General features: G+C 35.3%; 21 protein-coding genes. 10 read left to right on the top strand and 11 right to left on the bottom strand.

Annotated elements, in window-relative coordinates; all coding sequences use genetic code 11:
* Positions 1-465: 465 nt before the first annotated feature.
* The 3 genes from ACTJIP_RS10910 to ACTJIP_RS10900 form a co-directional block, all read right to left on the bottom strand.
* Positions 466-1281: a ferritin-like domain-containing protein gene (locus ACTJIP_RS10910; RefSeq protein WP_077416617.1), complete on the bottom strand. Its 816-nt coding sequence runs from the start codon at positions 1279-1281 to the stop codon at positions 466-468.
* A 24-nt stretch (positions 1282-1305) separates the two neighbouring features.
* Positions 1306-2016, bottom strand: a complete 711-nt coding sequence (locus ACTJIP_RS10905) for a ferritin-like domain-containing protein (RefSeq protein WP_219072839.1) — start codon at positions 2014-2016, stop codon at positions 1306-1308.
* Between the two features lie 78 nt (positions 2017-2094).
* Complete coding sequence (locus ACTJIP_RS10900) at positions 2095-2664, bottom strand: fasciclin domain-containing protein (RefSeq protein ID WP_180563955.1); 570 nt, start codon at positions 2662-2664, stop codon at positions 2095-2097.
* A gap of 256 nt (positions 2665-2920) precedes the next feature.
* On the opposite strand from ACTJIP_RS10900, the gene ACTJIP_RS10895 reads away from it, so the two are divergent.
* Together ACTJIP_RS10895 and ACTJIP_RS10890 are read left to right on the top strand one after the other, a co-directional pair.
* Positions 2921-3490, top strand: a complete 570-nt coding sequence (locus ACTJIP_RS10895; protein ID WP_228408798.1) for an RNA polymerase sigma factor — start codon at positions 2921-2923, stop codon at positions 3488-3490.
* 1 nt (position 3491) lies between these two features.
* On the top strand, positions 3492-4313 hold the full coding sequence (locus tag ACTJIP_RS10890) for an anti-sigma factor (protein ID WP_180563956.1): 822 nt from the start codon (positions 3492-3494) through the stop codon (positions 4311-4313).
* 12 nt (positions 4314-4325) lie between these two features.
* Here ACTJIP_RS10890 and ACTJIP_RS10885 read toward each other — a convergent pair whose 3' ends face one another.
* On the bottom strand, positions 4326-6125 hold the full coding sequence (locus ACTJIP_RS10885; RefSeq protein ID WP_180563957.1) for a hypothetical protein: 1800 nt from the start codon (positions 6123-6125) through the stop codon (positions 4326-4328).
* Between the two features lie 795 nt (positions 6126-6920).
* Here ACTJIP_RS10885 and ACTJIP_RS10880 point away from each other — a divergent pair.
* The gene (locus ACTJIP_RS10880; RefSeq protein WP_077416604.1) at positions 6921-7406 is read left to right on the top strand and encodes a hypothetical protein; all 486 of its coding nucleotides are present in this window, start codon (positions 6921-6923) and stop codon (positions 7404-7406) included.
* Positions 7407-7661: 255 nt separating this feature from the next.
* Here the strand turns inward: ACTJIP_RS10880 and ACTJIP_RS10875 are convergent, their stop codons facing one another.
* The 7 genes from ACTJIP_RS10875 to ACTJIP_RS10845 all read right to left on the bottom strand — a co-directional run bounded on the left by ACTJIP_RS10875 (position 7662) and on the right by ACTJIP_RS10845 (position 15005).
* Positions 7662-8645, bottom strand: a complete 984-nt coding sequence (locus ACTJIP_RS10875) for a terpene synthase family protein (protein ID WP_440704574.1) — start codon at positions 8643-8645, stop codon at positions 7662-7664.
* Positions 8646-8679: 34 nt separating this feature from the next.
* The gene (locus ACTJIP_RS10870) at positions 8680-9597 is read right to left on the bottom strand and encodes a terpene synthase family protein (RefSeq protein WP_440704573.1); all 918 of its coding nucleotides are present in this window, start codon (positions 9595-9597) and stop codon (positions 8680-8682) included.
* A 316-nt stretch (positions 9598-9913) separates the two neighbouring features.
* On the bottom strand, positions 9914-10147 hold the full coding sequence (locus ACTJIP_RS10865) for a hypothetical protein (protein ID WP_139348523.1): 234 nt from the start codon (positions 10145-10147) through the stop codon (positions 9914-9916).
* Between the two features lie 38 nt (positions 10148-10185).
* Positions 10186-11202 carry a terpene synthase family protein gene (locus ACTJIP_RS10860; RefSeq protein ID WP_077416596.1) on the bottom strand — a complete coding sequence of 339 codons (1017 nt, stop codon included), beginning with the start codon at positions 11200-11202 and terminating at the stop codon, positions 10186-10188.
* A 100-nt stretch (positions 11203-11302) separates the two neighbouring features.
* Positions 11303-12316, bottom strand: a complete 1014-nt coding sequence (locus tag ACTJIP_RS10855; protein ID WP_149386117.1) for a terpene synthase family protein — start codon at positions 12314-12316, stop codon at positions 11303-11305.
* Between the two features lie 495 nt (positions 12317-12811).
* Positions 12812-14521 carry a hypothetical protein gene (locus tag ACTJIP_RS10850; protein WP_440704572.1) on the bottom strand — a complete coding sequence of 570 codons (1710 nt, stop codon included), beginning with the start codon at positions 14519-14521 and terminating at the stop codon, positions 12812-12814.
* 7 nt (positions 14522-14528) lie between these two features.
* Entirely contained in the window at positions 14529-15005 is a 477-nt protein-coding gene (locus tag ACTJIP_RS10845) for a DUF5675 family protein (RefSeq protein WP_139348522.1), read from the bottom strand.
* A 498-nt stretch (positions 15006-15503) separates the two neighbouring features.
* Here ACTJIP_RS10845 and ACTJIP_RS10840 point away from each other — a divergent pair, with 498 nt between their 5' ends.
* From ACTJIP_RS10840 to ACTJIP_RS10810, 7 genes are all read left to right on the top strand, one after another.
* The gene (locus ACTJIP_RS10840) at positions 15504-15680 is read left to right on the top strand and encodes a bacteriocin-like protein (RefSeq protein ID WP_175627242.1); all 177 of its coding nucleotides are present in this window, start codon (positions 15504-15506) and stop codon (positions 15678-15680) included.
* Positions 15681-16101: 421 nt separating this feature from the next.
* Complete coding sequence (locus tag ACTJIP_RS10835) at positions 16102-16932, top strand: helix-turn-helix domain-containing protein (protein ID WP_077416586.1); 831 nt, start codon at positions 16102-16104, stop codon at positions 16930-16932.
* A 55-nt stretch (positions 16933-16987) separates the two neighbouring features.
* The gene (locus ACTJIP_RS10830; RefSeq protein ID WP_077416584.1) at positions 16988-17353 is read left to right on the top strand and encodes a hypothetical protein; all 366 of its coding nucleotides are present in this window, start codon (positions 16988-16990) and stop codon (positions 17351-17353) included.
* A 300-nt stretch (positions 17354-17653) separates the two neighbouring features.
* Positions 17654-18178 carry a hypothetical protein gene (locus ACTJIP_RS10825; protein WP_440704571.1) on the top strand — a complete coding sequence of 175 codons (525 nt, stop codon included), beginning with the start codon at positions 17654-17656 and terminating at the stop codon, positions 18176-18178.
* Positions 18179-18262: 84 nt separating this feature from the next.
* Positions 18263-19066 carry a fimbrial biogenesis chaperone gene (locus ACTJIP_RS10820; protein ID WP_440704570.1) on the top strand — a complete coding sequence of 268 codons (804 nt, stop codon included), beginning with the start codon at positions 18263-18265 and terminating at the stop codon, positions 19064-19066.
* Positions 19059-20084 (top strand): hypothetical protein, encoded by a 1026-nt coding sequence (locus ACTJIP_RS10815; RefSeq protein ID WP_440704569.1) that lies wholly within the window; start codon positions 19059-19061, stop codon positions 20082-20084. The genes ACTJIP_RS10820 and ACTJIP_RS10815 overlap by 8 nt, the downstream gene beginning before the upstream one ends.
* Positions 20085-20090: 6 nt before the next feature.
* Positions 20091-22889 (top strand): COG1470 family protein, encoded by a 2799-nt coding sequence (locus ACTJIP_RS10810; RefSeq protein ID WP_440704568.1) that lies wholly within the window; start codon positions 20091-20093, stop codon positions 22887-22889.
* The last annotated feature ends 87 nt before the right edge of the window (positions 22890-22976 follow it).

Below are 22976 nucleotides of genomic sequence, written 5' to 3'. Positions count from 1 at the left end.
TTCAAATTAACTGATCCGCTGAAAAACTGAGGGTTACGGATGTTGAGCAGCGGTTATATAAGATAGGCGTACAGCTTATCTTTTTTAAGATCCATCTACAATTAAAAATATTTTATTTTTTTGAGATGATTTCGGGCAGCAAACGTTGAGACCTTCTGTACATTTAAAAAAAAACAGAAAAAATAATTCAAAATAATGGGACTTTGAATCTTTTTTCAATACATTTGTGGCTTGATTATCTCATTAATTTGAGTTTCATGGTTATTAGTTTTTATCCCCAGGATTACTGGGGATTTTTTATTTCAACCAATACCTGCCCAATTCTGCTCCATCAGCACTTCAAAAGTTTATTAAAGAAAGGAGGGAAGTAAATTCCATGGACCCATACAATTTGACAGAATATAAAAAATCCATTTCCGGAAAATTCCGGAAATGGACACCACTTTATCATCATCCAAATCACAACTAAACTATGAACAAGGAAGCAATAGTCTGTGCATCGCTGCCACTTAATATTTCATCGTAAGCTGCAGAACCTGCTGCCGCTCCAAATAAAGTTCCTGTATTATAGCCCGCCTGGTTTACATTGTCTTCTCCGGCATACACAGGATTGGTTGCGGACGGCATATTTCCCCCGTCAGCAAGCTCAATCCATCCTTTATTAGCTCTCATTCTTCTTACCTGTGAAGCATGTCTGGCTTCAACAGAGTGAATCTGTAATGCAGCCTGAAGCACAACTTTATTGGACATTACGTTTCCCGCCTGTCCTTTATAAGCTCTTACTCCGGTATCTTCAAAAGCCTGGGCGAGAATAAGAAACTGATTATAATCTGTAAAAGGCGAAAAATTTCCGCTGGCTGTAAAGTCAAAGGTTGGTTTATTTCCCGGTGTTGTTCCAAGAGAAGTGAGTGTACTTTTCAGAAAGCTGACATGGGCTGATTCATGTTTTGAAATCTGCATAAAAACAGTTCTGTCTCCAGTGGGAATCAATCCTGGTGTGGATAATCCTATACTGTAATATTCATTTTCAAGATATTCCAGAGCCAATGCCAGTTGTAAGGCATCCGTCAGGGTACTTTTTAAAGCATAGCCTGTTAAATTTGTTTTTGTAGTTTCCGCTTTGGCGGAGGCAGCCATCAGCGTTCCTAATCCAAGCGGTACTGCAGCTGTAGCTGCTTTTTTTCCGAATAAAGACATATTCGTAATCGTTTCCAGTCTTGAAGCTTCCTTTGTGAAAAATTGATCATAAGAAAGCTTATCCAGTAATTTAAGAATATTCATAATGTAATTTTTAAAGGTGAATGATTAGTTAATGCCTCTTTCTTTCCAGGTAAAAGGTGTTTTGATAAACGCTCCGGCAGCCATTACGATATCTTTGGGCTCTTTTGCAAGATCAAGTCCGTTCGCATCTATCACATCATCTCCCGAAAAATCAGCAGTTCCCGGATTAATTAAATTTCTGATGGCGGAAGCATGCCTGGCCTCTACCGAAACTATTTTGCCGGCAATCACCAGATAAGCAGGATTGGAAATATATTTCCCTGCCCCGTTGTAGGCTGCTACTCCTGTATCTTCCAAAGCTTTTGCTGTGGCTAATACGGAATTACGATCATTAAAATTCACATTCGGATACTGGAATTCCAGTTTGGGTAGCACATGGTCTGTAGCACCGCTGATGGCTGCTTTAAAGAAATCCCGGTGAATCACTTCATGATGATAAAGGTCTGTGAAAACTTCTTTCTCAATACTTGAAATTCCCGTATAAAAATTATTCACCACTTTCGTATAAAAATCTGCTTCCAGCTGCTCGAGTGCATAGGCATAGTTTAATATGCCCACATCTCCTGTCCCCAGATCATATTTAGGTTCATCTATGATCTGAAAATCATCATTGTCATCACATCCTATGAAGGTAAGACCTGCGATGGCTAATCCTACTCCACTTAATTTTAAAAAGTTTCTTCTGCTTGTATCAAGGGTAACTCCCTGATTAGAAACCTGAATTGTTTTTTTCATGCTATTATTTTTTTAGTGTTCGGATATATAAAAAAGAAAAACAGCATATTCCGGTATGCTGTTTTGTATCTTACATTATTAAGGCATTAGAACCGTATCAATTACATGGATCACCCCGTTAGACTGGTTCACATCTGCGATAGTCACTTTGGCACTGTTTCCTTTTGCATCCTTTATGTAAAGGTCTTTTCCTTTAGTCCAGAATGTAAGATCTTCTCCCTGTACAGTTTTCATCATACTTTTTCCATTTCCTGCTTTCACAGCAGCCCAGATTTCTTTTGCGCTGTATTTTCCAGAAAGAACATGATAGGTTAAGATACTTGCAAGCATTGCTTTATTTTCAGGCTTTACAAGACTTTCTACCGTTCCTTTCGGAAGTTTTGCAAACGCAGCATCTGTGGGAGCCAGTACGGTAAAAGGCCCTGCGCTCTGTAATGTTTCTACCAAACCGGCAGCTTTCACTGCAGCAACAAGGGTTTTGTGATCTTTGGAATTGACTGCGTTTTCAATAATATTTTTGGAGGGATACATAGGGGCTCCTCCTACCATTACTGTTTTTTCTTTCATCGTTTGTGCTGTTACCTTCCCGCCAAAAGCAAATGATAAAACGACCATTGCTAAAACTGTGATTTTTGACTGTGTGTTCATTGCGTTGATTTTTAATTAATTATATTTAATTGTGCTTTTAATGTCATTTACGAGGTCGGTTTCATTTCAGATTGAAAAAAAATGAAATTTATTACAACACATTGATTTACAATAATTTATTTTTTTATTAAAAAAAAGAAACAATCTTGAAAATGTAATCTCTCACATTAAATATTTTTCAATAATTTTCAAAAAATCATGTACGAAATAAAAGACGAATTGGATTTTATTGACTATATGTTTTATTTTATTACATTTGAATAGAAAAATAAAAGCTATTAAAACAACCTATTCGGAAGAAGAACTTATCGTTTTATTAAAAGAAAAAAACGAAACTGGTTTTCATTATCTGTATGACCACTATTCTGGTGCGCTGTACGGAATCATTCTCCGGATCGTTCAATCTAAAGAATATACTGAGGAAGTAATTCAGGATGTTTTTGTTAAAATATGGAACTCTATCCATCAGTATGACGCCTCCAAAGGGAGGTTTTATACCTGGATGATCAATATTGCAAGAAATACGGCTATTGATTATTTAAAGTCTAAAGGATTCCAGAATGAGCTTAAAAACCAACCACTTCCGGATTTCGTATATAATACTACAGAGCTTTCAACGGTCAACAATTCATCTGATTATATCGGGTTTAACAATGTGCTGGAAGGGCTGGAAACAGACAAGCAGGAACTCATAAATCTTGCTTATTATCAGGGATACACTCAACATGAAATATCCGAAAAGCTGAAGATACCGCTGGGAACAGTGAAAACGAAAATGCGTAATGCACTGATGAAATTAAAAGATTTGCTAAAAGATTATCAATAAATTGAACACAAAAGAATACATATCATCCGGAATTATAGAATCTTATATTCTTGGCCATACTTCTCCTGAGGAAGCAGGGATTTTGGAGTGTGTGATGAAAAATAATGCTGAAGTAAAGGCTGCTTTTGAAGAAGCCCAAAAAACTTTGGAACATCTTGCTACCGCTCAGGCTGTAACACCTCCAAGTGATTTGAAATCTAAAATCTGGAATAAAATTCAGCAGGAACAAACTGTTGAAGAAGTAACACCTGTTCTTTCAACAGATATTCCTGAGACAAAAGATCATAAAGAAATTCCGGAAAGAGTAAATATTCAGGGAAATACCCGCTGGAAAACCTATGCAATAGCAGCTTCTGCATTGTTCCTGATAAGTGTTGCCGGCAATTTATTCTGGATGAACAGCCAATCCTCCCATAAAAAGGAAATCGCTTTGCTGTCTGCAGAAAAACAAGCTCAGGATCTGGCAATGAAAAAAATGAACCGTAAGATTGATATGTTCTCCAATCCTGATATGCAGATGGTCATGCTGAAAGGGGTAGAAAAACATACGGATTCCAAAGCAATGGTTTTCTGGGATAAAAAAACAAAAGAAGTCTATCTGAATGCGGAAAAACTGCCTAAAGCTCCTACTGGAATGCAATATCAGCTTTGGGCCATCGAAGACGGACAACCTGTGAGTGCAGGAATGTACACCGAAGATAAAGACAGCAACATTGCACTGGCCAATATTTCCAATGCTCAGGCTTTTGCCATTACGCTCGAAAAAGAAGGCGGAAGTAAAGTGCCTACCATGGAGAATATGTTTGTCATGGGTGAAATTTAAAACACTCCTTTATCAATTCCCAAAGTTCACAAAATGAGGAACATCTGTTGCAAAATTATTCATTGGTAAAAGATTATTTCTATTGCTGTTAAAATCAAAAACAGAATTGTTATCAAACGGAACCCGCGGATAATACATGAAAGAAATCTGAATCCTGTTGAACACCAGATACGGATTATTAATTAAAACACCTATTCCGATTTTTGCATTAGCTTTGGTTTTCAATAGTTTATCATCAGGCATTCCCAGCCAGCCAACCGCGGTAGTTAAATAAGGACTGAAATGGAAATTCTTCCAGGTTTTGTTAATAAACAACTGGAGCTGATATCTTAAAACCAGTTTTTTAGTTCCGATATAATCTGAATTGTAAACAGGAAATTCATCTGCAGAAGAAAGGTTTATCCTGTCCTTGTATGAGTAATTATGCTGTGGATTTCCAAGGGCTAACGTTGGAGAAAAGAAATGTCTTGCTTTGGCAAATTTCCAATCCATAAGATTCGTAAAATAAGTTCCGTCTACACGGAAAGACTCCCTATTCTGACTGTCTTCATTAAAAAAACGTCCAAACTGAGCTTTGACAGTGAAATATCCTACCTTTATAAAACTACCGTAAGAAGCAGAAATTCCCACATAAGGGTTCACTTCTTTATTTCTTGATAAGCCTCCCGCAATAATGTTCACCGAATTACCGTACGCAACATCTTCCGGCAAATCATATTGAAAAATATTTCTCTGAACCGAAAAGTTTCTGTGGATAAACCCAACAGACATCAGAAAACTGTTGTATGAGCTAAAGTATTTATACTGGTCTATTCCCGGACTGTCTTTATACTGGTAATTCTGAAATCGTCCTATTATTGCAATATTGCTGGATACTTTTTCGTTTGGATCTGATGAAACGGGAATCTGATAACCACCCCATAAATCCTGGCTGTACACTTTGATCTGAACTTCCGGAAAAGCCGTATCGGTTTCTGTAGGAAGCAAAACATTCCTCTTAAAATATTCAAATGTAAAACCACCCGCCCATTTCGTCAAAGGCGAGAAAAAGTCTCTTCTTACATTGAAATTGATTCTTTCGTTTCTCAAAAAATCCCGTTCGCCAAGAAGCTGGGCATTGATATAAGTGCCTAAAAGGTTATAGGCTGTATAGCTTCCCAAAAGATAATCCTGCTTTTCTTTGGAATCATTTCTGTAAAGGAAATCAAGGGTGTGTCCTAATCCCAATACATTTTCTTCAGTAGCTCCCAGACCGAGTTTACTTCCTGAATAGCTGATCCTGGGTTTCAGACTCCAGGAATCCAGGACTTTTACCACTACATCAATAGAATCTTTACTGGATGTACTGTCGGAAACACTGATATTCACTCTGTTCACAAATGGCATTGCTCTGAGCAAACGCTCAGATTCATAGAGTTTCTGGGCGTTGTATTCTTCACCTTCTTCAAAAAGCAGATAATTATTTACGGTGGAGTTTTTTGTATTGGCATGAAGATGATCTGCCACCCAATCATACCATCTGGATCTTTCTTTAGTGTCCCTGGAACCATATCCAAATGGATCAATAGTCTCTATCCTGATTTTTCTGATGTATTTTTTGTTATAAGCCTCCTGCGACAGTTTTTCAGTCCTGGACTTAACGGAAGTTGAATCCGGCTCTCTACGAAATATAAAGCGGTGAATAAATTTGGTAACTTTTCTCTTATCTGAAAATTCTTCTATTTTGTAATACAGCGAATCTTTCTTCTCCTGTGCATTTAAAAAGAAAAAACCACCTAAAAAGAAAATTAAAATTGCAATCGTTCTAGTCATTAGTCATCAAAATTCAATACAGTTTGTAGTATCAATTTATACGCCAACAGGCTTTAAAATGGACAAGAATTAGAAAATTTTCCACTTAAAGTTTTCATGTTTTATATTTTTATTTTTTAAATAATATAACGGTCAAAGAATGACCGCTTCTTCTTGTAACATCCTAAAAACAAATTGTTATGATAATTGAGATTTTAGAATATACATTATTTTCAGTCTTTATTAGATGAAACCTGACAATACTATCAAATTCAGAGTAAAAGAAAACAACAGTAAAATAATCAGTTCTTTCGAAAAACGGCTCTCTTTTTTAAAAATATAATTGATCCAGAATGATAATCCTAGAAACACTAATCCTACTGTTGTAAAAACAACAGTTCTCGTGATAAGAGCTGGAATAAATTCATTTTCTCTTATCTGATCCCAATTTTCTTTTGATCCTGTCCAAAATCGTGATATTCCTATTAAACTTAGAAAACCAATTGTATAAACTATAGTTTTCAACAATAAATAGATATTATTTTTATTTGTATACTCCATTCTTACATCATCGTAATAGTTTAGATTATAAAAAGGTTCCTTCTACAGCGTACAAAAGAAATATACCTTTAAAATAATCACTAATAGGTGCCAGAACACAAATATAACGAAAAGCCCTCTCTAAGAGAAGGCTAAAGCCCAGATGTTTTATTTGTGTCCAGCATGTCAACTGAAAAGCTAACTTAAATCATAAAAGCAAGAGTATTTCAATACATTTTTTTTGTTATTTTTACTCATTATAAATAAAAATAAGACATGAGAAAAATCGTACTCTCGGGAATCGCAGTTATAGGAGGGTTTCTAGCAGCAAATGCACAGTGTAAACCTGTATCTACTCTTGCAGAAAATTTTGATACCTGGAAAGATATTAATAAATGCTGGACTGCTCAACCAGGGAAAGCTATGCTGTATGCCAGTGATAAAAGAATTATTTTTTATTCAATGAGCAACCCAGGAGAAAATATGTATCTGGTAACTCCGGAAATGAAAGCCGGAACTTATACGCTTTCTCTTGACCTTTCGGATAACGGAGGTGAAACAACATTAGAACTTTTCTCTGTAAACAGCCCTTCTGATGCAAAATCTTATGTTTCAATCACTAAGCCTTCAAAGATAACAGGAGAGAAAAAAACATATACCATTTCTTTGAAAAAAGACTCCCATCTGGGACTGAAAGTTTTACTGAATGGGGTACATCAGGCTGTTTATATGGATAATTTTTCTTTAACTCCAAAGAAATAGATCAAGAAACCCGCAATTAAATTTTTATATAATTGTTTTGTTTAAATTTTTGTTTTCCGCTCTACAAAACCTTCAGACTTCATACTAAATAGAGGATACAAAGGTTTATATGAACACAAATAAAAGGCTGTATCCTATATTTGACGATGCAAATATAGGATACAGCTTCTAAAAGTGATTACAGAAGTAAAATTCAAGCCTGTTATTGAATATGGGTGAACAGAATTGATCCTGCTCTCTGTGTTTTCATTAAGATTATTGTGTAATTATCCCATATTCTGGTTTAGGAAACTCACCAGGAGTTTTGTACCTGGTGGAATTGCCTTTATGATACCATGCTCCTAATCCTGAGATCATCAATGCCATATTATGTACAAACCGTACAACATTCTTTTGCTCAAGACCAAAATCAGGCAAATTATTCTGAAGTGCAACAAATTCCTGAACATATGAATCGTGGATATGCATTGCTTCAGTAATAGCTTCTTCCAATGAAACATGATACTGATTCTTTATCACCAATATAATGTTCAGAATTTCTGTATCAATTCCTAGCTCCTTCTCTATTGAAGCAAAATCATTCTGAATCGCCATTATTCTGCACATCAGCATTTTTAACCGTTTTATAATCGGATGTTCAGATATATACCCCGGAACAATATAATTAATGGAAGGTTCTACCGGATCTCCATAGGGGTACATAAAAACCGAATACTCACGGATAAGCAGAAGATTACTAAGAGTTGGAAATTCTCTTTTCAATTTATAGGATGTTTCCTCCATAATTCCATAGGTAGTATAATTATAAAAGTTCTTAGTCCAGCGTATCAACCAATCATTATTAATGTAAGGAATAAATTCCTGTCTGCTTAGAGCCACTTGTTTTACGAGTCCTATATCATCTGCTTTAGGCTGTTCTCCCAACATGACATCCATTATATGGTCCCTAATATCTGCAAATTGATCAACCGGGCACAACTCATAATAATCATCAAACAGAGTCAGCCATACCATAAATCTTGCTATAGGTCTGATCTGCTCTTTGGTGCTAGCCGCCGGAAACATATAAGATGCGGCTTCTACGAGGCCGTGTTTCTTATATTTAGTTCTTGTGGCTTCGGACATAAACTGATAATCCGTATCAATCCAATTATTCTGTTCTTCATAGAATGATTGTGAAAACGGGCCTATTTCATAGGTCCAGGGATATTGTAAAACAGGAACATCTTGCTGTTTCATCTTTAAAATTTAAAATTGTTATATTGAATTAAGCTTATTTTACAGTCTTGGGGGTCAGGTTATCCTCAGGCCAGGCAAAACCAACTCCTCCGTGCTTATACCTATTGGTTTCCAGGTAAAAAGTATTAACTCCCTGCAGTCCAACACCGGCATAATAAACGAATTTGTCTACGTGTTCCTGATATTCACCAAACTCCCGATACTCATTATGTAAGCCATTCAAACTGGCCAGCTCTTCATTATGAATGCGTAAAGCTTCTGCACAAGCATCTTCCAAAGAAAGATTATACTCCTGCTGCAAAACAAAAACCAGATTAAAAACCTCTGTTCCTTTCGCCATTTCTTTTGGCAGGGAGTGAAGATCATTTTGCCAGGCAACAACCAGGGTCATATGGGAAATCATCTTTTGCACTACGATATGCTCAAAGATATGTTCCGGCAGGACAAGACCAGATTCAATCTCACCAAAGATCAGATAAGGACGCATTAGAACAGAATATTCTCTAATGGTTTTGTAAAGATTCAGTGATGGCGGGCGGTGGGCTATTTTGTATGGATATTCCAATTCGATTCCATATCTGAAAGACTGATAAAAATAGTATACAAACCGCTCAAACCATAGGTCTGGCATGAAAGCACGAAATTCATCCCGGATCATTGCCATGTGATGATAGAGCGCATTTTCCTCCGGCATGGCTTGAGCCCCTTTGAGAATATCTGTACAACGGATCCGTAGCTCCTGGATCTCTTCAAGGGACGAATGCTCCACCTGATCATCGAGAGCAACATATTGGAGCATAAACCTGTTGCATGGAATGGCCTGCTCATAGGTTAAGTGCGGCCACATACGTGCGGTACACATATGAAGCTCCATTTTTTTATAAATTTTCCGTTGTTTTTCTGTCAAAAAAGTATAATCATTATCAATCCAGCCATCCATATCTTTCCCCATTTGTTCAGCATGTGGATTTATAAGGTCAGGCCATGGATAACATCCCCTTGGCAAGTAATCTGCACTATTAAATTGTTCTGGTGTCATCTTTATTTATATTTTAAAATTATTGCAAAGCATATTAGTGTACCCGCCACTCTTTTCTAAACTTTCGGCAGGTTCTTAATACGACGGTAATTGTTCAGTTTTTATTGAAATTGGTTATGTCCTAATGTTTCTTTTAATTCGGAAGCACTTGGAAATTCTGTTTTGTTATAGCGGTCAAGCTTAGTGGATATATTTTTCCAGCCGCTCAATACCATACTCATAATAATCATCAAATAGAGTCAGCTCTTGCTATAAGTAATCTGTCTTTGGTACTAGCCGCCGGAAACAGGTAAGACGCGGCCTCTACGAGGCCGTGTTTCTTATATTTAGTCCTTGTGGCTTCGGACATAAACTGATAATCCGTATCAATCCAACGATTCTGTTCTTCATAGAATGATTGGAAAAACGGGCCTATTTCATAGGTCCAGGGATATTGTAAAACAGGAACATCTTGCTGTTTCATATCATTTAAAATTAGAAGATTAATTATTGAGTTGCACATTAAAAATGCTTAATTTCCACCCTTTCCAGTGTTTCACCTTTTCCGTTGGGTGGTACAGCAAATCCTCCCGGTTCATACCTTTTTGTCCCACTTTGATAGTACCAGTTATTTAATCCACTAATCATTTGCTTTATGTAATAAATAAATTCTTCTGTTTCTTTTTGATATGGGCTGAAATCCGGTAAATGGTTGGATAGCGTTACAAATTCATCTACAAGCTCGTCATGGATTCTCATTCCTTCCCTACAGGCTTCATCAAAAGACATTTTATTATGATACATCAGTAATTTGATAATATTGAACATTTCTGATTCTATCGCAAGTTCTTTTCCGATAGTTGCAAAATCGTTCTGTAAAGCAACAATAATTGACTGCAGCATAATTATGCGCTGGATAACAGTATGATTATAAATAAAATCAGGCAAAGCAAATCCCGTTGTTGGGCAAATCAAATCAACAAATGGAATCATACCTATTGAATTGGCACGAATTAAATGAAATAAAGGAATGGGAGGAATTTCCTTACTGATTTTATAAGGAGATTCTTCCATAATTCCATCAGTAACAAAATTATACTTATATTTTTTAGCCATTCGTTCAAGCCAGAAATCTGGCATTCCAAGTGCTATCCACTCTTTTCTATTGGCTTGCATCTGGCGGAATATTCCTATTTCGCCAGGTTTGGGGTCATCCCCCATCATAACTTCAAAAATCCGGTCTCTAAAACCTGCAATTTCTTTTATGGGTAAAAGTTCAGCATAATCATCAGTTACTGTCATATATATTGCAAAACGTGTAGCATGAAGAATTCTTTCTTTTTCAGCAGCACCGGGTACCATAAAAGGACCTACATCTATCAAACGCATTTTCCTATATCTTGCCATGGATTCTTTTGAAAGAAACTGATAATCCTGGTCATACCAGATAGTTTCTTCTTGGTCTAAAGTTCCTGCAAAAGGACTTCGAAGAGTTTCCCAAGGATACACCGGCTTTGGTACATTAAATTGTTTGTTCATAATATGTTGTTTTAATTTTAATAGAATAAAAATTACATTTTCAATAATCTCGTTTTTTTCAAATTGCAATATGTAATTGGAAATTTTGTCGATTTTGGTATTAAAATTGGCTCAGCCTTTCTTTCAATTCATTTGTCTGAGGAAACTCCATAGCATTATAACGGTCAAGCTTAGTGGATATATTTTTCCAGCCGCTCAATACCATACTCATATAGTGTACCCAATTGACCACAGCCTCGTGCCATATACCAAAGTCTGGAAGTGAAGCCTGCAGGGCTATAAACTCCTTAAGATCTTCATTATGGAGGCGCAGGTCTTCCAGGCAGGCTTCCTCTAACGAGATGCTGTGTTCATTCTGGATTACCTTCACAATATTATAATAGATACTGTCTGTCGCTTCATCTTTTACTACAGATTGAACTTCATTGAAAAAAGTTACCAGATGACAGGCAAGTGCCTGAAGACGGCGGATCACCGGATGATCATGAATTTCCGGCGGCAGGGTGATTCCTGTTTCAACTTCAGTAAGCTGCAGGAAAGGATACAGGCAGATGGAATCTTCCCTTAAGACAATGCATTCTGCCGTTGTAGGAAACATCTTATTCTTTTTGTATTCCTGTTCCTTCTTAAGCCCGCTAAAATACCTACTGATCATCTGTGTGAAACGATACATGGATTCTTTTGGAATAAACTGAAGTAATTCCTGTCTTAACGAAGCAAGCATAGAAGCTAAAGGTATTGTAGACTGAGAAACAGACATTTCACCATTCAATATAGCAATGGATTGAGCATGTACATCATCAATGTCATCAGGCTTACTTTCTTCATACAGATCATCATTGTAAAGTGTCCAGAGCATCAGTCTGCAGATAGGCCGGAAACGTTCAGCAGAAGCGGTAGGAAACCATTGGGCAGCGATGTGGGCCGTTTTGGTTTTTTTGTACTTCTTACGCAGATCAGGATTATTTTGATACAGCCACATGTATTCACCATCAATCCATTGATTTTCGGTGATTTCCTGCAATTGATCCGCATGAGGATTTTTTAAGGTTGGGAACGGATACCTGAACTTTGTACGAAGAAGTTCAAGAGGGTTAAAATTTTCATTACTCATGATTATATGTTTTAATGGTTTTTATCTTTTATCGTATAATCGTTTTATTTAAATATATAGCTCTTTATAAAACAGCAGCTATGCTTTTAAAAACATATTACACTAATTACCAACAAGATACATTCATGAATGAAATAAATGTACAAATTAATTTTATTAAATAATACGGAATTTCACTATATTATTAAATATATTTATAATATTGAATAACAACAACTTACAGATCTTCAATGATGATAACTCAAATTTACACATCAGATTATCAACAAATTAACACTTCAAAAAGAGATAAGTATTTAATATTTTACCTGTAATCAAATAATTAATATAATTATATTATGATTGATTTTATAAGATTGCTGAAAAAAAAAGTAATAATGGAAAAAGATACCAGATCTTAAAATATTCCAATGGGAGTATTCCACAAAAAAGAACTCCTGCTGAAAAATCTACAGGAGTCATTTAATGATTTTTGATATATACTAATCGTCCACCCTAATCAATTACCGGAAAAGACCCCAAAGTAAATTGTACGGTTTTTTCCTGATAAATATTCGGATTCATGGCATTGGGCACTACTAAAGTCAAATTAGTCCTCTCACCAGGCTCATAATTTTTTAAAGCATCTGAAAATGTTTGCGCATCATATACGGAATAAGAACCTACTTTTTTAACCAAAGTACCGGGCAGGATATTATTAAGATGTAAAGCTCCGCCTAAAGTTGTTGGACCTATCAGTACCCCTTTTACATTCTGCAAAACGGTATTATATCCGTTAAAAATATACAGCTGTACATCCCATGGAATAACATCTATAACTCCTACAGAAGCTCTAAACTTCATATCCTCTTTGGCAATAACAGGTTGAGTAACCGCATGCTGGACCGATATGGTTTTCGTATGACTATAATCCTCCACCATCTTTGTCATTTCAGTACTGTTCAGCACCCTTTTAAAGGTGGTGTTACCACGGGCTTCATTATTCCCCCATCTTACTCCATTGGCTATAAATCCTATATAATCTTTTCTGCCAAGAGCGGCTACAGCTGCTTCGATATTAGGAGTTAGGTTAGGATCATTTTTTTGCAATGATTCTGCAAACTGCAAATGTAAATTCTGCAATTTCTCGTTTCCTTCCGCTTTTGCTTTTTCGGCTGCCTGAAAGTGATTTTTAATGGCTTCTTCCCGAGAGATATCAGGAAAGAATTTTTCTTCAAACTGATAAATCATATCATCATCCGCATCATACATTTCGATTCTTGTATTATTAATTTTTTCAGCATCATACTGACTGTCAACCTGCTGATTAAATGAAGACTTCATCGATTTCCTGCTGCTTCCTAAACCGAGAAAGGCCCATCCGCTTGATCTCTGGCTGACACTGCTCTTTTGAGCATCACTTAAAAATTGGTTAACAACTGTACTCCCATCTATATGCGCATTAATATAACTGTTTTTAGAATTCTTAAATTTATAGCTAACCGATATATCACCATTTCCGTTGGCCAGCAGATTCTTAACATATTCCGTAGGATTTTCAATACTTATATTTTTAAAGCTTTTATTTCCAACCAGAGTTCCTGAAATGCGCTTGCTGTAAACAACCTCCCCTCCTGCTTCCACAATGAATTCTACCTCAGTAGGTGAAATGATCTGGCTTTGAAAATTTGTATTATAATCATTAATCAACTGTTCCTGAGGAGCCAGCATGGTAGTTTCATACTGCTTGGCTAAGGAAAAGAAATGATTGATCAATCCAGGATTAGTAATCAGGTAAGGTGTTAACACGGGCTGCCCGTTTGTATTTTTTAGAATTGGAGCATAAAAGGCTGCTATTGTCGTGCTTCTTATTGCAGCACAAATCGATGCTTTCTGGCTTTCATTGGGTAATGCCAGCTCCTGAGTTACCGGAATAATCAACGTCCGGATTTGATCAGAACTCTTGGATGTTTCATTTCCTTTATTGTCTATATATTTAATATTATTGATATCAAACTTAAGAATAGGCAATATAAAAACCTTAGCAACAGTACCCTTGGCAACATTTTCATAAAAGCCGTGGGTGTTGTAAAGCGCATATTTCCCTTTACTATCTATAGCTGCATAATTCTCGACTGAAAATTTGTTTGAATTTGGTGTCACTTGCGACCAAATAACTCCGGTATTGGCAAAAAGCAATACCATGATTACATAAAAATTTTTCATGATTAGTTTATTTAAAGGTTACTATAATGTTTTTATCAGGAGTACTGTTAGGATTTGAGGTTCCGTAAAAAGCATCTTTCAATTTACTGTATGCGAGTTTACTATTTCCTACAGTACAGCTTTTAATATCTGTTTCCATTCCCACCAAAACACATCCTTTGATCTGCTTTGTATAGTTTCCCATATGAATTTGTACCCCATCTCTGTCTGGTACGTTTTCAAGCTGTATTCTCCATCCGTCATTTTTATCATATCTCAAAATGCCGTTATAGGATCCGGGAGGAATACAACTGATATTCTTTGTATTATTTTCCCATGGCAGTTCCAACGTATGGCAGATAACTTTTTTATCTGCAATGAGATATCCTAAGGTACAGGCCGCCGATGACAGTTTTCTTTCAATCACTATTTCAAAATTTCTTTGCCCAAAAAGGCTGCCTGAAAAAACAGCGGTTAATACAATTACAAGTAAAGTTGTTTTCATGATTTTATATTTTAAGATTGAGGATAAACCTGTATTAACGATATTGATTGATTTCATAGTAAAATTACATGTAAATCAACTGCCTGTCTATAGCACTTTTGTGTAATATTTCAGCTTCCGGATTTCTTTATACTATGCCGGATAATCCATTTATAATCATAAAATGAAATCAATAAAAATCATTTTTCAAGTAGCATTGAGTAGCTTTTTCAGAGGTTTCTAATAAGGAAGTAGATATTGAGTATTACAATCTAAAAGTTTAGGTATTTTCTATCAATATGAAAAAAATAGGCTGCATTACAATAAAGATTATCAGATTTTCATCCTACGACCATCCATACAGTAAACCCTTAAACGGCTTCACTTACATAAAAAACACCACCACTTATTAACCTCTCCTTTGCATTGAATATCTTATATCTCATTTTTGAACTATAAAATAAGCGGTATCCGAAAAGCTTTATATAAAAGAGTAGGAAAATAAAAACATTTTGTATTATGAAAAATCTAAAAAAACTTTCAAGAAATGAATTAAAAACAGTAACAGGAGCTGGAGCAATTGGCGGCCCATTTCCGTCAGTGTGCATATACACTCATCAATGGTGTGAAAAAGTAAAAAAATGCATCCCAAAAACAATAGATTGTAGTCAAATTGAGATTCCCCAGCCCATTTAAAAATAAAAGTTCAACCAATTTTGCGGCAATCTTTTGGTGCATTTCAGAAAACTATAATAGAATAACTAAATAAAAAAAAATCCTGCAAATCAATGATTTCGCAGGATTTATCTGTTAATATTAAAGTCAGAAATTTCATAATCAATACAATAAATCAGTTTTAATAATGTTAAGATAAGGTATTCAATATACTTAAATGTAATTATAATTTATAAGCGAACTTTAGGGTAAGGAATCTGAAAGAAATCCTGATAACAGCCCGAATTTAATGATATTTTTATACATTTATATAAGTTCAACTCAAGCTTCAAAATAAGTACCCAAATATCCTAACTATGCCACATCGTTTGATATTTAAACTCATTTTAGCTTTATAATCTGCCTTTACATAACAAATTAATCATTTTATTGAAGCTTAACTATGTACGTTATTACAGACCAATTAAAGAATTTAGGATTTAGCATCAACACATTGAATAATATAATACAGAGAAATAATAATAAAAGAAGTTTTAATACACTCGAGTATTTCTGTATTTATATCATTATCGAAGATATCACATTAGAGATAGAAAACATTCCACATTCCGTAAAAGGCGGTCATATAGCATTTGTAGGTCCTCAAAAACAAATTGTATTTGGTGAAACTAAACGAGGTGAGATTTATGTGATTGCATTTTCCTCAAGTTTTTATGAAAGATCTGCAAAAGACAGCATGTTTATCAATTCAAGGCTTTTTTTCAATTATGATTCTGATGTTTTTATAGCACCTTTTGAAAATATTAAGGAAATGAACATTGTTTTTATGGGAAGGATGCACAACTTTCAGCATAAAGATGAAAGTCTATATGTTTCTGCAGCCCATAACGCTATTGAAAGATTAATTCTGGATGCATTTTTACATATCCCGGCAGAAACACTGAAAAAAGACATCAAATTTGATTATCTCCACTATGTCAATAGATTTAAAGTGCTTTTGCAGAGAGACTATAAAAAAGCTAAAAAGGTTTCCCACTATGCTAATGAACTCAATATCACTCCCAGAAAACTAACTGAAATGACCGAGTATGTTCTGGGAAAAACTGCCAAACACATTATTATTGAAAAACTTATTAATGAGTGTAAAAAATCCCTTAGTTTTTCAGGCTACAACATTTCTGAAATTGCTTATGATCTGGGATTCAGTGATGAAGGAAATTTCAGTAATTTTATTAAAAAACATACAGGAAAAAATCCCTCAGAAATGAAATAATGTAAAAATAATATTGTATTTTTGGATAAATAACAGATCAGTGAAAAATTAATATATGTTGAAAAGATATATTTTTTCAGTAATTTTCTTTTTTGTTTCCATGAGCATCTATGCGCAGACGGATGATGTTCAGGTGAATGTAAGACTTTATCCTACACAAATGCTGGCGCTTGGAGGTGACAGCGAAATGGCTGATGATACAGATGAAAGTATCCAGCCGGAAATAAGTTCTGTAATCATTTCAAGTCCGTCAGGCTTTCAGCTGGGAATTCAACAGGATGATAAGGACGAGTATAACCTCATCAAAAGTCAGGATGGAGTTATAGAAAAAAAATTCATGATAAATCAAAAAATAGATAAAATTATAAAACTGTTTAAAGATAAGTCTACTTCTATGATGTTAACTTTAATCTCTCAATAGGCCGTTCTATAGCTTATTTATCATGCAATAAATATTATTTTTTTAAATTTTCAACCATCTGTTTTTAGTAAATTGACAATAATGTAATATTGATTTAATAACATTAACAATATTTTTAATTTTTAATTAACTTAAATCCGCATATTTCTTTATAAAATACTTTTTTTCAGCAAGATTATTTCCAAAACCAAATTTACAAATCTTTAGTACTTTTTCACAAAATAAGTACCTATACCTCTTTCTACATTTGCACCTGAAAAAAAACAAGAATTAATATACTATTAAAACTCCCGTTATTTTATGAAGAAATATATTGTAGCCTCCATGTCGCTATTTGGTTTTATTGCATTCAAGGCTCAGCAAAATGTAACTTTAAATGTTAGATTAAAACCTATCCAAACGCTTATCGTTAATCCTTCTCAAAAAGTTGTTAACTTAGACTATAAAACCAAAGATGACTATGCAAACGGAGTATCTTCTGTAAATGCTGACCATTTAAGTATTTATAGTACAGGAGGTTTCCAGGTTAAAGTAAAAGGTGCCAATGTAGCATTGCAAAGTGGGGCAAAGAATATCCAGGCCAATACAATCCAGATTAAGGCCAGTGCCGGAACTGAAGTTCTTAACGGAGCTCAGTATGCACAGAATATACAGCTTTCAGCTAATGACGCAATATTAGTAACATCCGCTAATGGTGGTGTAGACAAAAAGATTAACATTGAATATAAAGGTGCTGGAGCCAATGCTTATCTTGACAATTATATTGCAGGTCAGGATCCTACCGTTTATACAACAGAGTTGACATATACTATTATTTCTCAATAAGTATTTAAATATTATATAAACTACTATAGATAAAGTGTTACAAATTGTAGCACTTTATCTGTACTTTAATAGCAAAGTATAATAATGAACCGATCTTATATCTTCATTGTATTCTCTTTACTCCTTTTCTGTTCTCAACTCAAAGCTCAGACAGGTGTATCTGTGTCTCCTCCCAGACTTTATTTTGAATCTGATGCAGGAAAAAGCACTACCCAGAAAGTAACCGTAACCAATGTAAGTGCAAAAAATTCTTTGGATATGGCTGTCAGTTTAGGTGACTGGGAATATAATGAAACAGGAGAAAACAAAATGTCTCCGGCCAATACGCTGCCAACATCTTGCGCCAGCTGGATATCTATAAAAAATGAAGACACCTATTTTACCCTAGCTCCCGGGGAAAGAAAAGATATTGATGTAACCATAACTCCTCCCGGCACGTTGTCAGATCAGATGTTAGCCCATACTGCTGTTCTGTATGTGAGCCAGATGAATCCCGTGAATGATGTAGATAATAAAGGAGCCAATATAAAAGTAAGTATCCGTTCAGGAATTAAACTCTTTCATAAGTTAACTGCCAAAGCCAGTAAAAAAATTGAAATCCATAATCTTACCCTAGCTCAGTCAAAAAAAGACCTCAGCATCTTGTTCGAAAATCAGGGTAATATATGGACAGATGGAAAAATACAAACAGAACTTGTCAATACAGAAAACGGCAATAAAGTTTCACTTGATCAGATTATTTTCTATACTATGCCCGGAAATAAAAGAGAAGTGAATATACCTCTTCCTTCAACCCTTTTAAAAGGAAAATATACTGCATCGGTAATGATTGATTATGGAGACAACAATAATCTGGAGCTGGCAGAGCTGAATTTTACGCATGAATAAAAAACTGTTTCTTATCCTGTTATTGATCTACATGAACTGTTTTTCACAAATTTCATACAGCTCGTGGGTAAACAGTTATCTGCAGATTAATTCTTATAACAGCAATACAAATCCGGATGCGTACACGCTTACCTTATCTGGTAATGGAAATATCAACATCCCTTATTGGAGGGTTTCGGTAAGGTTGAAACAGCCTATCACGTCCAATAATGGAAATTATATTTTACCTGCGAATAAAATTTCTTTTCAGCCGGTTTCATCCTCAGGAAAGGCCTACCCTAACCCTGTTCCGTCTATCCCGCAAATTGGCATGCCGCTTAATGTGATTTTGAAAGAAGGGCAAGAAGTTTTCTTAATTCCCCAGTCAAATGCCGCATTATTTAATCAGCCCGCACAACCGAATGGTTATTACAGCCTTCAAATTAAATACAGCATGAATCTGGCAGGAGGAACCTATCTGGGAGCATATCCTGCCTGGATTACTTTTACAGCGCCATTGCAGTTTACGGCCTATGATCAGTACAACAATATTATTGGTACTATGGATCATAATTTTCAATTTCAGATCGGCGCGCTTTCAGGAACTCCTACGGATGTTCCGGAGATGTCTATGAAGTTTGGAGCTGCCGCCATGAACGGCACTCTTGAATTTAAAAATATACAGGATTACGTAAATGGGGCTAATGTAACGTATTCTAATGCACTTATTGTAAAAAGCAATACGAAGTATCAGATCAAATTAAAATCCCTTCAGACTCAGTTCAGTTCATCTGCCGGTAACTTCCTGCCTCTTGATGCAGTACAGCTTAATCTGATTCCTATTTCAGGCAACATGGGAACTGTATTTACTGTTTTGCTGAGTACGGCGCCCCAAATTATCGCAGCTGGTAGTTCTACACAGAATACTGATGTTTATTATGACATGAAGTATTCTACTAAACCTAATGATCAAAGATTTATCAATGCCAAAGCAGAAGATTATACGACAACCCTACAATTCGAGATTACTCCTCAATAATTTATAATGCTTCATAACAGGCTGTTCAGGAAAATAATACTTTTTATTGTGATCCCGTTTTCCATTTGGATTTCGGCTCAAACTGGTACAGCTATAAGCATGGAGATCCGTAATGAGCCCAATCAGGCTAATCCTAACATTATAGAAATCCTGCTCGTTTTGAAAAACAATGAAAGCAAACATTTCAAAGGCAAGGTTGAAGTCAGGACTCCCAAAGGTTTCAGAACAATATCTGACAGCAATTCAGAGATAGAACTGAATCCTGGCCAGAATCTGTTTATTCCCATCAAAATACTGACCAGCAACACTATCATCTCCGGTAAAGCAGATCTCACATTCACCATTACTGATGAAAAAAATCAACAGGTTGTAAAAAAGAGCCTTTCCTATGTGGTGATGGAGAATAACAACATGAAGATAACAACTGAAAATCCTGTTGTCTACATGGGAACTTATAAAGATTCTCTGGAAGTCCGGGCAAGGGTTTCCAATTTAGGAAACAAAAGACAGCATGTTACCCTTGTATTTAAAATTCCTGAAGCTGCCCAGAAGAACCTTTTTATTGAAAAAAAAGGAACTATCGACGTGCAGAAAGATTCTGTATTTGTTTTTCGGTTTCTGCCTTCCGGAAATCTGCTTAAGAGCCCTCAGTTTACCATTAATATTGCAGGTTTCAGAGAACCGGACAAGGAAATTTTTGGTAACACTTCTATATCGGTACAAAACGTTTCTTCTACCCAGCGTTATCAGGATATGGAGTTCGATATATTTTCAAATTACAGCAAAAACACCGTCACTGCGAGTTACAGACGTGTTGGCAACACTACAGATATGTATCAGCTGATGGGGTCAGGCGGCTTTAATCTTCCTTCAGGTTATATGTTTATCCGCGGTAATATTTATACGCTGAACAATCAAAGAGATCCTGTTGTAAGCAATACCTATATATCTTATCATAAAGAGCAAAGTGAATTCACTTTAGGGAATATCAGTAAAATTATGGAAGTCTCCTTATTTGGAAGAGGTGCAGAATATGCTTACACTTCTCCAGATAAAGACAAGAAAATTGAAGTAGGTTTTGTAGATCAGAGTTTCAGTCTTATTGAAAGAAATTCTTTTCTGAAATACGGATACGGTTTTTATGCCAGAGGAATAATGGGCGCTCAAAATGCATCGAAAAATTTCTCAGCAACCTATATTTTTAAAAATGACCCTTATGAAAAAGCGAATCATCATGTCTTAGGTACAGATATTCAGTATTCTTTCAATAAAGAATGGAAAATGAATTCCAAAATATACAGTGGTTTAAGTTATTATGAAAATACGCATCTTACCCAGCCTTCTCTGGCTTTGGAAACACAGTATTCAGGAAGTATCAAAAAAGTTAATCTGAATGGAAACTATTTCTACAGCAGTGACTATTATCCTGGAAACAGAAGAGGAATGCTGCAAATACAGCAGAATTTTTCAACCCCCATTTTTGAAAACCACTATTTGTATGCGAATGCGATGATCTCTAACTTTTCACCAAAATTTCACTCTTACAACAATGATTTTAAATCAAATACCATAAGAGGAGATATTGGAATCAATTTCGCGAAAAGGAAAAATTTCGGATTTGCTGTGGGCATGCAATATCAGGAGGAAAGCTCTAACAGCTACAATAATTTTTTTGATACTTCAGGAAATCAGGAACTGCAAACGCTGAAAGCACTTAGAATCATTCAGAATACAACATGGATAAGCAATAATAGACAACACTCTTCATTACTTGCACTGGAAGCAGGGTCAGTCCAGTATCCCGATGGCCACAATGCAGAATATCAGATGAAAATCACTGGTAATTACAGTTATAAATGGTTCAATATAAACGGAATATATCAGCATGGCAGCTATTACCTTTCCGAATTTGCTTCATCCAGAAATTTCAATGAGGACATCATGTATAAGAAATTTTCAGTATCCGCTTTTGTCAATAAAAACCTGTTTAGCAAAAAGCTAAATATTACTTCAGGATTATCCTATACTGATGATATTTTATATGGTAAGTCTCCTTCGGGATTTGTTAACCTGAAATATACAAAAGAAAAATATGGAGTATTCCTGAATTCTTCCTGGTTTAATTATTCTTCCAACAATTTCAGCAATAATTTTTTTACTATTGAAGCAGGTGTCACCCTGAACCTTCAACCTAACAGACTTATCGCCAGCAAAAAAGGAGAAATAGCTGCATTTGTATTTTATGATAATAATAATAACAGTGTCTATGATGAAGGTGACCAAAGTGCTGAAAATTATATTATTATGATCAATAATATCTCTTTCAAAACAAATCATGATGGTAAAATTGCGTACAAAGCTATTCCATATGGTCAGTATATGCTGAAACAGGTGATCCAGCAAGGATGGTATTATAATGAACTGGAATTTGAAGTAAAAAAAAGCAGCTATTCTCTTCAAGTTCCGCTCCATCAAAATGGAACAATGCTGGGAAAAATCACTTATGAATTTGACCCTAAAAAAGCATTGGAATTTGAACCTAAAACTGCAGGAATTATTTTCAGCATCTATGATAAAGATAAGTTTATACAGCGTGTGGTTACAGATGACAATGGCGAAATCGGCTCTTTCCTTGGGTCTGGAAATTACAGAATAGAACTTGTGGAAAGTTCGTTACCCGCAAACACCTATTGTGAGAAAATAAACCGCGACTTTACAGTTCAGGCAGGAAAAATAATAAACCTTGAACCATTTGTCATCAAGGTTTCAGAGAAAAGGGTACATTTTAAAAAGTTTGGAAATTAGATGAAGGAAATTTTTTTTCATTGCGATTTAGGCATTTGCTGAGAAAAAAGGTCTTAATTTTGGAACATACTTAAGAACAGCAAACGG

Source organism: Chryseobacterium sp. 22543 (assembly GCF_052044565.1).
Lineage (GTDB): Bacteria > Bacteroidota > Bacteroidia > Flavobacteriales > Weeksellaceae > Chryseobacterium.
Note: the sequence above shows the minus strand (reverse complement) of the source record. Positions and strands in the feature narration are given on the sequence as shown.

Coding starts and splice junctions, on each gene's coding strand:
- ACTJIP_RS10825 (WP_440704571.1), top strand. CDS start 17,654: ATGAAGAAATATATTGTAGCCTCCATGTCGCTATTTGGTTTTATTGCA.
- ACTJIP_RS10900 (WP_180563955.1), bottom strand. CDS start 2,664: ATGAACACACAGTCAAAAATCACAGTTTTAGCAATGGTCGTTTTATCA.
- ACTJIP_RS10820 (WP_440704570.1), top strand. CDS start 18,263: ATGAACCGATCTTATATCTTCATTGTATTCTCTTTACTCCTTTTCTGT.
- ACTJIP_RS10860 (WP_077416596.1), bottom strand. CDS start 11,202: ATGAACAAACAATTTAATGTACCAAAGCCGGTGTATCCTTGGGAAACT.
- ACTJIP_RS10850 (WP_440704572.1), bottom strand. CDS start 14,521: ATGAAAAATTTTTATGTAATCATGGTATTGCTTTTTGCCAATACCGGA.
- ACTJIP_RS10835 (WP_077416586.1), top strand. CDS start 16,102: ATGTACGTTATTACAGACCAATTAAAGAATTTAGGATTTAGCATCAAC.
- ACTJIP_RS10880 (WP_077416604.1), top strand. CDS start 6,921: ATGAGAAAAATCGTACTCTCGGGAATCGCAGTTATAGGAGGGTTTCTA.
- ACTJIP_RS10910 (WP_077416617.1), bottom strand. CDS start 1,281: ATGAATATTCTTAAATTACTGGATAAGCTTTCTTATGATCAATTTTTC.
- ACTJIP_RS10905 (WP_219072839.1), bottom strand. CDS start 2,016: ATGAAAAAAACAATTCAGGTTTCTAATCAGGGAGTTACCCTTGATACA.
- ACTJIP_RS10830 (WP_077416584.1), top strand. CDS start 16,988: ATGTTGAAAAGATATATTTTTTCAGTAATTTTCTTTTTTGTTTCCATG.
- ACTJIP_RS10865 (WP_139348523.1), bottom strand. CDS start 10,147: ATGAAACAGCAAGATGTTCCTGTTTTACAATATCCCTGGACCTATGAA.
- ACTJIP_RS10810 (WP_440704568.1), top strand. CDS start 20,091: ATGCTTCATAACAGGCTGTTCAGGAAAATAATACTTTTTATTGTGATC.
- ACTJIP_RS10885 (WP_180563957.1), bottom strand. CDS start 6,125: ATGACTAGAACGATTGCAATTTTAATTTTCTTTTTAGGTGGTTTTTTC.
- ACTJIP_RS10870 (WP_440704573.1), bottom strand. CDS start 9,597: ATGGGGAAAGATATGGATGGCTGGATTGATAATGATTATACTTTTTTG.
- ACTJIP_RS10815 (WP_440704569.1), top strand. CDS start 19,059: ATGAATAAAAAACTGTTTCTTATCCTGTTATTGATCTACATGAACTGT.
- ACTJIP_RS10855 (WP_149386117.1), bottom strand. CDS start 12,316: ATGAGTAATGAAAATTTTAACCCTCTTGAACTTCTTCGTACAAAGTTC.
- ACTJIP_RS10845 (WP_139348522.1), bottom strand. CDS start 15,005: ATGAAAACAACTTTACTTGTAATTGTATTAACCGCTGTTTTTTCAGGC.
- ACTJIP_RS10840 (WP_175627242.1), top strand. CDS start 15,504: ATGAAAAATCTAAAAAAACTTTCAAGAAATGAATTAAAAACAGTAACA.
- ACTJIP_RS10875 (WP_440704574.1), bottom strand. CDS start 8,645: ATGAAACAGCAAGATGTTCCTGTTTTACAATATCCCTGGACCTATGAA.